The 13,030-nt window shown below is 38.0% G+C and carries 18 protein-coding genes; 6 read left to right on the plus strand and 12 right to left on the minus strand.

Annotated features, from left to right (window positions below; translation table 11 throughout):
• Nucleotides 1-10: 10 nt before the first annotated feature.
• From hpsP to PL8927_RS11690, 3 genes are all read right to left on the minus strand, one after another.
• Entirely contained in the window at nt 11-1,186 is a 1,176-nt protein-coding gene (gene hpsP / locus PL8927_RS11680) for a hormogonium polysaccharide biosynthesis glycosyltransferase HpsP (protein ID WP_083621485.1), read from the minus strand.
• Between the two features lie 23 nt (nt 1,187-1,209).
• Nucleotides 1,210-2,628: a hypothetical protein gene (locus tag PL8927_RS11685; RefSeq protein WP_083621488.1), complete on the minus strand. Its 1,419-nt coding sequence runs from the start codon at nt 2,626-2,628 to the stop codon at nt 1,210-1,212.
• A 71-nt stretch (nt 2,629-2,699) separates the two neighbouring features.
• Nucleotides 2,700-4,001 (minus strand): MFS transporter, encoded by a 1,302-nt coding sequence (locus PL8927_RS11690; RefSeq protein WP_083621490.1) that lies wholly within the window; start codon nt 3,999-4,001, stop codon nt 2,700-2,702.
• Nucleotides 4,002-4,194: 193 nt separating this feature from the next.
• On the opposite strand from PL8927_RS11690, the gene PL8927_RS11695 reads away from it, so the two are divergent.
• Both PL8927_RS11695 and PL8927_RS11700 read left to right on the plus strand, forming a co-directional pair.
• Complete coding sequence (locus PL8927_RS11695; RefSeq protein WP_083621492.1) at nt 4,195-4,380, plus strand: hypothetical protein; 186 nt, start codon at nt 4,195-4,197, stop codon at nt 4,378-4,380.
• A 231-nt stretch (nt 4,381-4,611) separates the two neighbouring features.
• A complete protein-coding gene (locus PL8927_RS11700) occupies nt 4,612-5,115 on the plus strand; it encodes a DUF3122 domain-containing protein (RefSeq protein WP_197047394.1) in 504 nt (167 codons plus the stop codon).
• A 34-nt stretch (nt 5,116-5,149) separates the two neighbouring features.
• Here PL8927_RS11700 and PL8927_RS11705 read toward each other — a convergent pair whose 3' ends face one another.
• The 6 genes from PL8927_RS11705 to PL8927_RS11730 all read right to left on the minus strand — a co-directional run bounded on the left by PL8927_RS11705 (nt 5,150) and on the right by PL8927_RS11730 (nt 9,501).
• Nucleotides 5,150-5,482 carry a hypothetical protein gene (locus PL8927_RS11705; RefSeq protein ID WP_083621497.1) on the minus strand — a complete coding sequence of 111 codons (333 nt, stop codon included), beginning with the start codon at nt 5,480-5,482 and terminating at the stop codon, nt 5,150-5,152.
• 153 nt (nt 5,483-5,635) lie between these two features.
• On the minus strand, nt 5,636-6,712 hold the full coding sequence (locus PL8927_RS11710; RefSeq protein WP_083621499.1) for a coiled-coil domain-containing protein: 1,077 nt from the start codon (nt 6,710-6,712) through the stop codon (nt 5,636-5,638).
• Between the two features lie 79 nt (nt 6,713-6,791).
• Entirely contained in the window at nt 6,792-7,793 is a 1,002-nt protein-coding gene (locus PL8927_RS11715) for a coiled-coil domain-containing protein (RefSeq protein WP_083621501.1), read from the minus strand.
• A 92-nt stretch (nt 7,794-7,885) separates the two neighbouring features.
• Nucleotides 7,886-8,275, minus strand: coding sequence for a hypothetical protein (locus tag PL8927_RS11720; RefSeq protein ID WP_083621504.1), 390 nt, complete (start codon nt 8,273-8,275; stop codon nt 7,886-7,888).
• 163 nt (nt 8,276-8,438) lie between these two features.
• On the minus strand, nt 8,439-9,134 hold the full coding sequence (locus tag PL8927_RS11725; RefSeq protein ID WP_083621506.1) for a hypothetical protein: 696 nt from the start codon (nt 9,132-9,134) through the stop codon (nt 8,439-8,441).
• A 106-nt stretch (nt 9,135-9,240) separates the two neighbouring features.
• Entirely contained in the window at nt 9,241-9,501 is a 261-nt protein-coding gene (locus PL8927_RS11730) for a hypothetical protein (protein ID WP_083621509.1), read from the minus strand.
• Nucleotides 9,502-9,821: 320 nt separating this feature from the next.
• On the opposite strand from PL8927_RS11730, the gene PL8927_RS11735 reads away from it, so the two are divergent.
• The 4 genes from PL8927_RS11735 to PL8927_RS11750 all read left to right on the plus strand — a co-directional run bounded on the left by PL8927_RS11735 (nt 9,822) and on the right by PL8927_RS11750 (nt 11,372).
• A complete protein-coding gene (locus tag PL8927_RS11735) occupies nt 9,822-10,160 on the plus strand; it encodes a helix-turn-helix domain-containing protein (protein ID WP_072717879.1) in 339 nt (112 codons plus the stop codon).
• Nucleotides 10,161-10,796: an ImmA/IrrE family metallo-endopeptidase gene (locus PL8927_RS11740; RefSeq protein ID WP_083621512.1), complete on the plus strand. Its 636-nt coding sequence runs from the start codon at nt 10,161-10,163 to the stop codon at nt 10,794-10,796.
• Between the two features lie 112 nt (nt 10,797-10,908).
• The gene (locus tag PL8927_RS11745; RefSeq protein WP_083621515.1) at nt 10,909-11,139 is read left to right on the plus strand and encodes a type II toxin-antitoxin system HicB family antitoxin; all 231 of its coding nucleotides are present in this window, start codon (nt 10,909-10,911) and stop codon (nt 11,137-11,139) included.
• Nucleotides 11,140-11,141: 2 nt separating this feature from the next.
• Complete coding sequence (locus PL8927_RS11750) at nt 11,142-11,372, plus strand: type II toxin-antitoxin system HicA family toxin (protein WP_083621518.1); 231 nt, start codon at nt 11,142-11,144, stop codon at nt 11,370-11,372.
• A 188-nt stretch (nt 11,373-11,560) separates the two neighbouring features.
• On the opposite strand, the gene PL8927_RS11755 is transcribed toward PL8927_RS11750, so the two are convergent.
• From PL8927_RS11755 to PL8927_RS11765, 3 genes are read right to left on the minus strand one after another with little or no spacing between them, the layout of a single operon-like run.
• Entirely contained in the window at nt 11,561-11,983 is a 423-nt protein-coding gene (locus PL8927_RS11755; protein ID WP_083621520.1) for a hypothetical protein, read from the minus strand.
• Nucleotides 11,984-11,998: 15 nt separating this feature from the next.
• On the minus strand, nt 11,999-12,619 hold the full coding sequence (locus PL8927_RS11760) for a hypothetical protein (protein ID WP_083621523.1): 621 nt from the start codon (nt 12,617-12,619) through the stop codon (nt 11,999-12,001).
• Nucleotides 12,600-12,902: a hypothetical protein gene (locus PL8927_RS11765; RefSeq protein ID WP_083621527.1), complete on the minus strand. Its 303-nt coding sequence runs from the start codon at nt 12,900-12,902 to the stop codon at nt 12,600-12,602. The genes PL8927_RS11760 and PL8927_RS11765 overlap by 20 nt, the downstream gene beginning before the upstream one ends.
• Between the last annotated feature and the right edge of the window lie 128 nt (nt 12,903-13,030).

The raw sequence follows: 13,030 nt of genomic DNA on the forward strand, positions 1-13,030 counted from the left end.
TCTATTAGCACTAGGGTCTAATTAATCCTTGATAAGCTTGGATCATTTGTTGCGCGATCGCATCCCAACTATAATAAGTTAAGGCATAACTTTGAGCATTTAACCCTCGTTTTTGACGTTCTCGTGGATTCGTTAATGCGGTTTCTATTAAGCTTGATATTTGATCAATATTTCCATTTCCTACCCAACCTGCTTGGGCTTGTTCCACATCTTCCCAAATATAAATTCCTTTAGAAATAACCACCGGAGTTCCGACAGCCATGGCTTCTGCTACTGCAATGCCAAAATTTTCATAATAGGAAGGTAAGACAAATAAATCGGCTATTGTTAATAATGCGGTTTTAATCTCTCCCGTCACAAACCCTGGAATAATTGTTTTTTTGCCTAAAGGAGATTGTTGAATTTGTTGTTTGATTTTAATTTCATATTCGGGATCTTGAGGATTAGAACCTGCTAAAATAAACTGAAAGTCTAATCCTGTTTTTAAGACTTTTTCTAACGCGGGGATTAAAATATCCAGTCCTTTCTTCGGTTCTATTCGAGATAAAAATAAAATAATCGGAGCATTGGGCTTGATTTCTAAGTGAGATAAAATTGCTTGAGGAGTTTGGGTTAATTGGGGTAATGTTACCCCTAACGGAATCACTAAATCGTTAGTTTTGACTCCAAATCGTTCCGAGATTTTTGCTTCTTCCTGACTGGTAAAATGAATCGCCGCCGACCCCGCAATATTGGGACGTTCTAATAAGGCTGCATAGAGTTTTTTTAACTGTTTTTTCTTGTTTAAATCGGCTGGATCTAGGGTTCCTAATGGTCGTAAAATATAGGGTAATTTTTGAGAACGCGCCACCGTCGCCGAGGCTGAACTTACGGGAGAAAATAACGCATGAATATGAGCTAAATCATACTCAGAAGCGTGTTTTTTTAACCATTTTAATAAGTCTAAAGAAAATTTATAACGACGAAAGGGAGAACAGGGAAAATAGCGAACTTGATAACCATTTTCTTCTACAGGTCGATTTAAAGGAACATCTAAGGGTGCTTGACCGCTATCTCCATTAGAATTAGTTGTCAAAATCGTGACATTAACTCCCAGTTTAGCTAAGGCCGTAGAAAGACCCCGTACCATTTGACTAGGGCCACCATAAACTAAAGAAATTGAAGGAATAATTTGCAGAATTCGCATAAGTTGGTTTTTGGTGCGTGCGCTTACATACCCTGTGTTATCTTAGATTTCAATAGTAACAAAAGCGTGGTTGGTACAACAGTCATGATGCTCGCGAACAAAAGGGGAATGAATTCAGAACCTCCAGCAAAGAGGTAGTAAACAACTGTGCTACAAACGGAGTAAGTCAGAGCAACAAAACAGAAAAATGGGCTCCTGAAATTCAGGAGCGCAACAAAGCAAATTAAAACGGTCGCGTACCAAGGTTGATACCAGGGAGTCGCAAATAGAAACAGGGTCAGGGTTACCCAACCCAGATCAAGGATTAGCTCAAAAGCAGTATAGTGCCGTCGAAAGAAGGTTCTGAGGCAGATCCAGGCGTAATAAAGGCAGTAGAGTATGTAGGTACAGATCTTGAATAACCAAACAAGTCCAGCTTGCTTTTGAACAATGAGAGCAGGTAGGAAAGGTTTAGCAAGCGTTAATAGTCTATTCAGAATATCGTGAAAAGAACCCGCATTATGCCAGGCGACTCCCGGATTCAATAAGCTAATCCAAGCATGAGCCTCTGTTAGTAACGTTTGGGAGAGAATGAATAGCAGCATGATCGATAAAAATAAAGAAAATGCAATACTTTTCCAACGCCTCAGTTTTAGAAGAAATACACCCAGCAAAGGTGCCCAAATAATCGGTAATGTCTTGGATAAAATCCCCAACCAGATCGCAGCAACACTGCGAACATAACGGCCTTCTATGAGGAACTTGACGAGTAAAATGAGTGCTGTACAAAGCAAGACATCAACCCGTGCATTGCCTACCTGCTCAAATAGAATAATGGGGTTGATAAGATAAGCGATCGTAATGAAGTTTCCCCGCTCAAAGGTTTTCACTTGGTTCCAAATCAGATAAGAATTGAGCAAGTGGATGAGCAGAAATAAAGTTTTAAGACTGTAAATCCCAACTCCAATACTAATCGAGGAAGTAGCGGCGGCAATCATGAAGAATGCTAAGGAGATGGGCCCATAGGTTGCAGTCTGAGACCATGGTGAAAGCGATGAGAATTGGGAGGTAAAATCTCCTGCAGGAACAAGGTAAGGATTGTAGCTGCTCAGGGCTACCATACCATAGTGAAGATAAAGATAGGGATCAGTGGTGGCAGGGTAACTCATCCAGGCAGCAATTAAAAAAATAGCACCAGGTTTAATCAGCGTTGAAAAATCTTGCAGGGAATATCGATCCGCTTCAGCAGTTTGATCGCTAGAGGGATGGGATCGTATCCCTTTCACGAGCCAAAGGATGTAAATGCCATTGAGTAACGTATATTCCACACCTCTGCGAATATAACCATCCAAAAAAGCTGGCGAGTCAGAATCGTATCCAACCCGTATTAATTCAAAAGCCAGAATCAGGGCGAGGAAAGCTGCAGGATAGATCAGCCACTTTTGTTGGGATGAGATTTTCATACAGTAATAAGTAGGTGGGCATAAATAAACACAAGATGTGATCTAGGTCGAGCAAGCTTTTGAGTTGTTTGTTAATAACTGATCATACCAATCGCATCGGGAATTTCTTTTTCTACTCGTCGTAACCGAGGCATTCGATAGGCAACTAGCACGGCTACGAGATTAAGAATACCTATTAACATAAACAATAACCCAGTTCCTCGTCCGGCGCCCACCCCAATAATTTTGCCCACACTATCGGCTAAGAGTCCATCGGGTTTCATCATGGGTTCTAAAACGCGATCGGCTAAAGGCCCAACGGTTAAATGAGATAAAATTAATAGCGATCGCTCGACAATACTTTGTAAGGAAAAGATGCGTCCTTGTAACTCAAAGGGGACTTTAGATTGCCAGATTGTATGATTACTACTGACAATAAAGGGACGAGCAAATAAATAACCAAAACCGCCAATTCCTGCCAAAATAACTGAAGGTTTAAAACCGCCTAAACAGAGACATAAACCCTGTAAACCGACTAACCATAATATTGCTTTCATGCGGTTTTTGGGGCCACCCCAAACACTGACAGCAACGCTTCCTAGGAGCATTCCGCAACCGCTAATGGATAGAATTAATCCTAACTCTTTACTGGTCGCAAAACTTAATACTAACGGCCAGAATAGAATAGCAAGCATTCCTTCTGTAAAGTAAGTTACTGCAAAAAAGCTTAATAATTTTCTTAACCCAGGACGAATTAAAATATAATTCCAAGCGGAACGGGTTTCTTTCCAAAGTTGTTTAAAGTTTAACGGTTGTCGTTGAGAAGTTGAATGTTCTAGTTGGGGAAACCGCACGAATAAGAGTGTCATTAACCCCAAAATAAACGTTCCTGAATCAATAATTAAAATTGAACCAATGCCAATACTGCCAACTAAAATCCCGGCAATTGTTGGCCCAGAAATTTTAGCGATCGCCCTAGAAACTTGAACCATGCCATTAGCACGACTCAACTCATTCATGGGCACCAGTTGGGGAATTGAGGCCATATAAGCAGGCCATTGGAAGGCGCTGGAAATCGAACTAACGGACACAGCAATGTAAATATGCCAAACTTCTAAGCGCTGAGAAAAGACCAGCCCCATCAAAATTAGCGTTCCCGTGATCGAAATGATATCGTTGAGAATCATCGCGCCTCGACGACTCCAACGGTCTACCACCGCACCTGCTAGGGGGGAAATTAACAGATTGGGCAGATGAATAAAAACGGAAATCAGGGCAAACTGGGTAATGGAACCTGTGGTTTGATAGACCCAAACCCCTAGGGCAAATTCGGTTAAGCTGGAACCAAATAGGGAAATAATTTGTCCCAACCAAACCAGTAAAAAAGTTGGCATACGCTCTTTGTCCCGCAGTTTCATCTGTAATCGCTTGCCTATATTAAGTATTGTAAAGATGATTTGTCAATCTATACCTTAGCTCCCACTGGTTAATTCTGTTATATTAAAATCAAATCAGCCTATTTGCCATTCAGATCATCTATGCAGATGAATAAGTTAATTAAAGGGACTAATTTGAGGTATTAAAGCTATGAAAATAATCGGTTTTAGTTTAATAATTGGAGTCGGAATTGTTGCGATCGCCTCCTTTAGTGCTCAAGCAGAACAGCGTATTACTTACAAATGTACTAAAAATATGATTAGGAAGAAAATTGCAATTAATTCTATAGCGTTCCAGAATATTGCCAAAAAAGACAGTTTAAATTATGCTTTCTGAGCAGAAATCGATCATTTTAAACAACTCCTTCAACTAAATAGCGATCGCGTAATGTCTCTAAAACCTAGAGAACATTTTACCCATTCTCTAGCTTCAGCAGGAAATTGATGTCAACTCAACTTGACAAACATAACTTAAAAGGCATATAATCAACTATCAATACCAACTCCTTGCCGGATTTTTTAACTAAAATCCCTTAATTCTCCTATAGTTTTAACTCTAAAAATTAAAATGATGTTCAGATTATTAACCCGAACTTTCATCCTGCCGATGACTTTATTTTTCCTAATCTTAGGAAGCCATTTATTCATCCAAGAACCTGCATGGGCTGTCATCCGACAACAACAAGAAGCCCCCGGACAAATGTTATATCAATCTCGCCATACTTTACCCGATGAAACCGGAAAATCTTGGCAAGTTGTTCTATTTAAACGAGTGAAGAATGAACAAATTAAAACCCTAGATTTACGCCTAGTAGGATTTCCTGATCAGGCTGTATTTATTCATCCTCAAAATTTAGAAATTAGCACTCCTCAAGGAAAACTTTTGGAAGCCGAGGATCAATTTGCTAAAAAGTCACCTGCTCCTAATGTTGGTGAATATAACCTCAAGGAAGTTTTACCCCAACTGTCCTCAACAGAACAGGTCAAATTAAATTTACCTTTAGAAGATAAACGACACACTCTAACTCTCCCGGCTCCTGTCATTTTAGAATGGCAAGAATTGCTCAAATAAGGAGAACATTTAAAAGAAAAATAAAACTCTACATTTAGATGTGAGGATGGTTTAATAAATGTAAATCTAAAACTTTTTTAACGCACTCACTTAACAGTTGAACTTGACTTTCTCCTGATGTTTGAGGATGATTAAGTCCGGGTTCTAATGCCATTTCTGTCAATTGAGAATGAATTTCAGGATTAACATCACAAAACTCGATAATCGCTTCTGTAACAGATTCAATACGCTCCGGTTCCGATTCTATTTCTGACTCGTCCAGAACCCTTTCTAATCGAGTTAAATCCTTTAAAATGTTTCCTTGAAATAGTTCGGGTTTATGAGTAACAATTTCCGAAAAAAAGGTAATAACCTGTTCAGATTTCATAGAGGGGAGCATCCTTACTAAGATTGACAAACATCTTTAGATCCTAGGTTAGCAAAATTTGGCAGAAAATGGCAATAAAAAATGATTTTGTTTCCAAAATCAATATCCTCGGTAGAGACGTGCCATCACACGTCTCTACAGGTGAATTAAGTTTTATTTCCCTTTATTGGGGTTTTTAGCTTGTTCTAAGGCAATTTCTTTGACCGCTTGGAACGAACTGACATTAGAAGCGCCTTCAATGGCTTTGACCGCTAAATCTTGAACCTGTTTTAACGCAGAATCTAATTGTTTCGATAAAGTTTGTAGACGAGTATCTTGACTTTGAATGGTTTCCATTAAGGACTTAACGCGCAATTCATAATATTGTTTCTGACCTTCCACTTCTTTCGCAAATAAATCAGCTTTAATTTTTGCCTGATAATTGCCAATATTCCGTCCTAGATCTTTTCCGCGTTTGATATTTTCTTCTAATTTTTGAGGAAATTCTTCTACTTTAGCTTTGACTTCTGCATAGAGTTTTTCCCGTTCAGCAATCGTTTTTTCCCGTTCAGTCCATTGTTTTTCCTGTTCTTCTTGCAAATCTTCTAGTTCTTTATACAGAGTTTTCTTATTCTGTGAATAGGTATCCCCATCAATATCTCGTTGCAGTTTTAAATTATAATCATAGGTTTCTTGATCTCGAAACCGCGATTTTTTATACGTTTCATTGCGTTCTTTAACCGTGCGTTGATATTCTTCCTGTTCTTTTTGCCATGCTTTTTGCTGTTCTTGGATTTCCTGTTCTAAGGTTTCTCGTCGTAAACTTAATTCTTCATCAAAGGTTTTAGCACTTTCTTCATACCGTTGAACTAAATGATCTAATGTATCATCGTCAACGGTTTCTAAATCATGTAATTCTTCTAATTGTTGCAATTCATGGGTAACAGTTTGTCGCAATTCTCCCAGTTTTATCGCTTCTGAAGTTAACTGTTCTGATAATTCACTAACCGCACTTCCAAACCCAGCTTGTAATAGGAATAAATTCTCAATAGTTTGCTGCATTTTCGGCTTTTTAACCGCAGGTGTAGTGGTCATCGGTTTAATTTCCTCCTTCCGGGTCTGTTGAACTTGATTTTGAGTAGAATTAAGTTGTTTAATTTGTGCTTCTAAGGCATTTTTTTCTTCATTTAATTCTTGATAAGCTTCCAAAATTTCCGCTTTCGTATTACGATCATTCATGCGTTTAGTCATAGTTTATGTCTCCTGTTTTTGTTTTTATTAGTAGATAAATTGCGCTGTTGCAAAACACCCGAATATTAAGGATTTATCTCTATTTATTCCCACTATTAGAACCTGTTGAACTTGAAAAAGCTCGCATTGCAAGATCTTGAGCTTGTTTTAAGGTTTCTTGTAACTGAGTAGAAATTTGAGTTATTTGTTCATTTTGTCGTTGAATTGTTTGCTCTAAAGAGAGAACCTGTAACTCATAACCCTGTTTCATAGATTCCCATTCTTTAGTCAATAAATCGGTTTTAACTTTCGCTTCCCGTGTCGCTTCTTGAATTGCTTCTTCTTTAGCATTATTATAAGCTTGTTTCAGTTCCTCTTCATATCCCGCAACTTGTTGTTGATTCGCTTCAAATTCCCCTAGATTTGCGGTTAGAATTCGCTCCCGTTCTGTCCAATTTTTATCTTTTTCTTGATTTAATTCTTGTAACTCCCGTTCTAACTTCCGTTTCATGTCTTCATATTCATCGGTTTCAATTCGTCGAGTTCGTTCTAATTCATAGTTATAATCTGCTTCTGCTTGTTCACGACTGCGCGTTAAACGTTCTGTTTCTTCTTCCACCGATATTTCAAACTCCTGTTGTTCTTTTTCCCAGATTTTGTGCTTTGTGGTTGTATCTTTCTGCAAACTTTCTTGCTGAATTGTGGCGTTATGTTCTAATAAACTTAACTTTTCCTGATGTTCTTGGGTTAAAATATGGAGAGAATCGGCAACAATGCGAATTTTATGAACTTCCTTTAACTGTTGGGTTTCAATTTCAATTCCTCGTTTTAACTCCTCTAATTTTGTAGACTCCGTGCGTAATTTTTCGGTTAATTCTGTTATAATGGAACCAAAATCAAGTTGTAAATCTGCTAACCCTTTAACAATAGTATCAACGGTATAGGTTGCAGCCGTTTCTAAAATTTGTTTGCCTTTTTCTTGTTCCGCTTCCTGTTCCTTGGTTGCAACTTTTGATTCAATTCGTTTTTGTTCGGCTAAAATTTGTTGAAAAGCTGCTAAAAGTTGGGTTTTACTACTGGGGACAAAAGGGGAATGGGTCATGACAATTTTCTCCATGTAAAAAATAAGTTAGATTAGTAACCCTTCTGGATATTTCCTCAAAAATTTAAGCCGTTTGGATATCCAGTTAAAAGTTAATTCCGTTTTCGCAGTTGAGTGACAATATCTTGATATTTTTCAGTAGATTCCGCATCAGGGTTAGTCGAGTTTTTAGCGATCGCCTTCGGCTGGGCGGAGCCCATCGCTTGCAAAATCTTTTGACAATTTTGACAACGATTTCCTTCCCAACAATAGCAATCTTTAACCAAGTTTAGCAATAAACTTTGCAATTGTTGATTTTGGTCTAACAACGCCTGATAATTCCGTTGAACTGATTGAATGACTAAGAATAAATGCTTAAAGTCTTCACCAATATTTTCCAAATCCTGCATCGTATCTTGACGGACTTGATTAGTTAACTCACAGGTGGTCATTAATTGATGTTCAATGGAATTAGGAGGGTTTAATTTGATCGTTTTTTTCATGTTTTCCTAGAACGAAAAAATAGGAGTCGTAAAAACCAAATCTTTAAACATCGGTAATCTTCTATAACACCTGTTATAAAAACCGATAGTGTCAGGACGGGAAAATTACCTAAATTGATAAAACCCGTCCTTATCTGATGTTAGGGTGAATTCCCTAAAATACTTACGCCGAAACTTGAGCTAAAGCCGGAGGTAATGCAACATCTTGTCCTGAATTTAAGATCAATTCAGAATGTTCTTCTCCTTTCGCATAAGCCGCCATTAAACAAGCAATTTCATGGGGAGGTAAGTTATCTAAACATACCATTTTTCGGGTTCCTTCCAAGTCAATCATCCGCGATAAATTACTCGGATCGGATAAAACCGCCGCCGCTTGTTCGACAATAGACCAATCGGTGCGTTCTTGCCAAGACCATTTTAAACTATAATAATTAATCGGTTTTACAACTCCATTTTCATCGGGTTTTTGACCAGAATGCTTGGTAAATTCCGGCACAAAAATCCCCGTTGCGGGTTCAACGCCTCGCGCTTGAACAGAAGCGACTAAACGGTTAAAATCACTCAATCCCCGTGATTTTAAATAGGTCACCATCACCACCCCTTTCGGCAATTCTCCTGATTCCGCGACAAACCAAATTTGACCCCATAAGGTGTGTTCTGTTTGTCCTAAACTGCCAAAAAATTTGCTAAATTTTAGGATAGTCATGGAACACTTAGAACCATAATCTGTATCCCCAATTGTCCACTGTCCCGCCTGACAATTATTGCGAACCGCAATCGGAATTTCGGGAACTAATAAAGCTTCTTTAGGTTTTGCTCCAAAGACAGTAAAACTCGCTCTTTCTAATGTTTTAGTCATTTTATTTTCCTTTATTTTTTCAAATTTCAACAAAAATTTCTCTATAAGGGCGAGTTAATCGGGTTTTAATCCTCTCGCCCCTATTCTGTTTTAATTCGGTAATAATCTATCGAATTAAATGGGATTGTTTTTCGGGTTCAGGATAGGGATACAATGCTTCTTGTTGAGCTTTAAGAATGCGTAAAGCTGCTAACAAATGCTCTAACAAAGGGGTATGGGCTGTGGTAAAATGAATACTAAATCCTTCCCCATCCCGTGCATAACCTGGACATACTAACGATGCTGAACCTTGTTCTTCATGGGTGGCAATATAAAGCCAATCATGGTCTTCTAATTTGTAGTGAGTATCTGTCCAAGTTCTGAGCATGGCAGTTTTCCTCCTGTAGGGTTTTTGGGTTTTTTACCAAAACCTCAATCCCAGATTAATTGGGTCAAGACACCACCCGATCAAGGTTGAATGATCCCGATGGCTGCAACAAACGCTATGGGGGACGTTTGGGTATTGAACTTTTGTTCAACTAACCCTATCTTAGTCAATGTTGACTCAATCGTCAAGTATGAGGATAAAATTTTTTTCTCCTGGTTTCTCGATCTCTACCCCCTTCCTGCGCGTAGGCATTAGACTGGTTGTAGCAGGTTGAAATTTTATTCAAACCAGCGTATTATGGGAGTCAGGAGGAATGTACTGTGGAACAAACCTTTGGAAAGCTAATTCGTCAAGCTCGTAAAGACAAAGCCTACTCACAGCGCCAGTTAGCAGCGTTGTTGCAAGTGGATTTTACCTATTTATCGAAGCTGGAGAACGATCGCGCGGACTACCCGCCTAAAGAGGATGTGATTCGGGGGTTGGCGCGAAATCTCGGTTTAGACGAGGAGGAGTTAATCTTCTTGGCGGGCCGAATCCCGCAGCATTATGAGACATTTCTGAAAGAAAACAACAAAAGTATGACGGCGCTATTCCGCCGGATGCAGGAAAATCCCAACTTTGCCCAACAAATTTTTGAGGCTGTCCGGGAGGTTGAATAAGTGAGTATCCTGAAGCCGTACCGCTTTTATCGTCGAGAGTCGATTGAGCGTCGGGCCAATGAGATTTTGCGACGGATGCAAACCACGCCCAATTTTGCTCCAGAGTGGCCGTTTGAAGCTTCTCTGGTGGCAGATTTCCTTGATTTAGGGGTGGTTTGGGATTGCATTCCGCCCGATGAACAGGGGGCGATCGCGGCTCGAATTTTGCCGACGGAACGACTCATCGAAATTAATGAGGAAATTCAAGAAAAATCCAAGGGATTTATTGAGTCTACAATCGCTCATGAAATCGGTCATTGGATATTACATATTAATCATGATCAATTAGAGTTAAGAGACTCAGAAAGTTGCGAAAATCAATGGGATGAACCCTTTGTTTGTCGAGGCGCAACGGTTGAATCTCATCTGGCTTCGATTGAATGGCAAGCTCAATATTTTGCCAGTTGTTTATTAATGCCTCGCCCGATTTTAGAAGAAAAACGTCAGGGACGAGATTTAACCCAATGGCGACACCTTTATAACATGAAAGATGAGTTGGGGGTGAGTATTTCTAATTTAACCAATCGTTTACAAGAATTGGGTTGGATTTCAATTCCTAAAGGGGAACGTACAATTTACCCCGGAAAAGCTGCTTAACCCCTCAATCAAAGGCTTTGCATCCTTTTTAAGGCCAGCAGAGCCTCCCTGATTTAATTTCTAGGTTTTACTGGAAAACAAGATTATTAATAAATTGAGTTAATCAATAATTATGTCTGAAAATAAATTTATTTTACCCGTTGTAATTGAAAAGGATAGTGATGGTTATTTTGCCTTCTGTCCTTCGTTACAAGGATGTTATACTCAAGGAAATTCTTATGAGGAAGTGATTGATCATCTTCAGGATGTGATTCGTTTACATATTGAAGATCGATTAGCAAATGACGAGTCTGTTCCTGTGAATCAACTGGTGAGTTTAACAACCTTAGAGGTTCAGGTGTAATCATGCGTCTGCCGCGGGTTACGGCTAGTGAAGTAATTCGGGTTTTAGAGCATATTGCTTTTACCTTAAATCGTCAAACTGGAAGTCATAAAATTTATAAAAATTATGCAAATCAGCGCGTTACTGTTCCTTATCATGCGGGAGAAATATTACATCCTAAGTTATTAAAAAGTATTTTAAATGATGCGGCGTTAACAGTAGAAGAATTTGTTAGAATCAAGGATGAAATCTGAAGCATTTTCTCGTTTCCAGCCCAAAACTTTCCAATACTTTATTCATTCAACTCCTTAATATATTATGTTGCCTAAACACCCTTGGCTCAAAAAATGTATTGAACATCTGCAAAAATTACCTAATATCAAAACAAATCCTCACTTCCTTAGTTTTAAAGGCGGGAATTTCCAGATTTTTCAGGAAGTGATCAGGGTGAAGTTATTGAATCGGTGAGATTTTTAAGGGGATAATTATTCTGAACACACTCAGCAAGTAACTTGGCAATTAAAAGATCATCAGCATCATGGAAAATACCACAATGAGGTAACTTCTTTTCTCTATAGAAAATTTCTGATGATATTTCTTCCAAAATATATTCTTTGGATTGCTGTATATTAAGAACAGCAAAAGAACCATTGGATTTACAAGTAAAAGATTTTTCCATATATGCTTTAACTTCTCTAATCTTTTCTACTTCAGTCTCCTGGTCAAAAAAATCAAGCAAATAGACAGATAAATATTTTTCGTCACGTTCTATTCGTCTTTGAAAAGCAGAACTCTTTGGGATTCCCTTCTCCAAATCGCGAGGTTTACAATAGCGCGTAACGTTACCAGTTTCTATCTCTGTCATTTTTATGCTTCTTGTTTATATTTTTTTGTGTATCTTTATGTTTAAATCGTTAAGGTAATCAATTAGATCTAGAGCATACATCGAACCATTAAAAGTAATTCGTTTATTTATATGTAAACTTGGCTTAAAAATAACATAGTCTAAAAAGTAATCTTTTTTGAATCGTAGGGTTATTGAATTATTTCTATCTCTTTCCCATTCTAAATAAAAAAGACCAGTTTCACTTACTGTTAAGCTACTCGGTTTAAAAATACTCCCGATTGCTTCAAGAAATAAAAACATTGTCTTAAGGGACTCCAACGAAATCTCATAGTCTTCATCTTCTTCTGAATCGCATAATTCTTTTAATTCACGAATACGGTTAAAAAGATAATCATCTTTCAATTTTATAGCATCAATCCCATATTTCAATATTTCTTCAAAGGTCGATAATTTGTCTATTGTATCTCTTTTAATGAATTTATTTTTGGATGTTTCAAGATTGCCCAATTTGGATTCTGTATAATAGAATCGAGCTTTTTTGATTGGAACAGAAGACAAACTTTTATCTACTGTATTCTCTTTGAAAGAAAAAAGGTTCTTCTGGACGGAAAAATCAGAAATTTCATTCCTGTTATCAGTGAGCATTGTCGTCATCTTGATCCTCCATTAATTTTCCAATTTCATCTGAGTCCGGTATGGTTTGATTGGTTTTAGCTTCAAATCTTTTCAGAGCTTCACCTAGAGAGCTTACAAGTGATTTGGCTGTAATATGAGAAGCATTGAGTATCGCTTCTTCTTTTCCATTGCGACTTAATAATATGAAAATATCATGTTTAGAAACTCCAATACCAAACTCGTTGAAATAGATACTGTTTAATTCATCCGATTTGATAATCTCTACTATAGTTTGTTTTTGATTGTCTTTTTCTGAGTCCATTATTTTATTTTTTAGTGTGGTCGAGCTTTTGAATTGGTTTGAGAGAAGGCAAGCAATTACCCATTCCCTTGACTAACCATAGCATATAATATCAATACTCGGTCTACGGCGCAATAGTCCTCTAACAA

Origin of the sequence: Planktothrix serta PCC 8927, from assembly GCF_900010725.2 — a bacterium.
Taxonomy (GTDB): domain Bacteria; phylum Cyanobacteriota; class Cyanobacteriia; order Cyanobacteriales; family Microcoleaceae; genus Planktothrix; species Planktothrix serta.

Coding starts and splice junctions, on each gene's coding strand:
- PL8927_RS11695 (WP_083621492.1), top strand. CDS start 4,195: ATGAAAATAATCGGTTTTAGTTTAATAATTGGAGTCGGAATTGTTGCG.
- PL8927_RS11685 (WP_083621488.1), bottom strand. CDS start 2,628: ATGAAAATCTCATCCCAACAAAAGTGGCTGATCTATCCTGCAGCTTTC.
- PL8927_RS11725 (WP_083621506.1), bottom strand. CDS start 9,134: ATGACTAAAACATTAGAAAGAGCGAGTTTTACTGTCTTTGGAGCAAAA.
- PL8927_RS11765 (WP_083621527.1), bottom strand. CDS start 12,902: ATGGACTCAGAAAAAGACAATCAAAAACAAACTATAGTAGAGATTATC.
- PL8927_RS11755 (WP_083621520.1), bottom strand. CDS start 11,983: ATGACAGAGATAGAAACTGGTAACGTTACGCGCTATTGTAAACCTCGC.
- PL8927_RS11730 (WP_083621509.1), bottom strand. CDS start 9,501: ATGCTCAGAACTTGGACAGATACTCACTACAAATTAGAAGACCATGAT.
- PL8927_RS11745 (WP_083621515.1), top strand. CDS start 10,909: ATGTCTGAAAATAAATTTATTTTACCCGTTGTAATTGAAAAGGATAGT.
- PL8927_RS11760 (WP_083621523.1), bottom strand. CDS start 12,619: ATGACGACAATGCTCACTGATAACAGGAATGAAATTTCTGATTTTTCC.
- PL8927_RS11710 (WP_083621499.1), bottom strand. CDS start 6,712: ATGACTAAACGCATGAATGATCGTAATACGAAAGCGGAAATTTTGGAA.
- PL8927_RS11690 (WP_083621490.1), bottom strand. CDS start 4,001: ATGCCAACTTTTTTACTGGTTTGGTTGGGACAAATTATTTCCCTATTT.
- PL8927_RS11750 (WP_083621518.1), top strand. CDS start 11,142: ATGCGTCTGCCGCGGGTTACGGCTAGTGAAGTAATTCGGGTTTTAGAG.
- PL8927_RS11720 (WP_083621504.1), bottom strand. CDS start 8,275: ATGAAAAAAACGATCAAATTAAACCCTCCTAATTCCATTGAACATCAA.
- PL8927_RS11715 (WP_083621501.1), bottom strand. CDS start 7,793: ATGACCCATTCCCCTTTTGTCCCCAGTAGTAAAACCCAACTTTTAGCA.
- PL8927_RS11705 (WP_083621497.1), bottom strand. CDS start 5,482: ATGAAATCTGAACAGGTTATTACCTTTTTTTCGGAAATTGTTACTCAT.
- PL8927_RS11700 (WP_197047394.1), top strand. CDS start 4,612: ATGATGTTCAGATTATTAACCCGAACTTTCATCCTGCCGATGACTTTA.
- hpsP (WP_083621485.1), bottom strand. CDS start 1,186: ATGCGAATTCTGCAAATTATTCCTTCAATTTCTTTAGTTTATGGTGGC.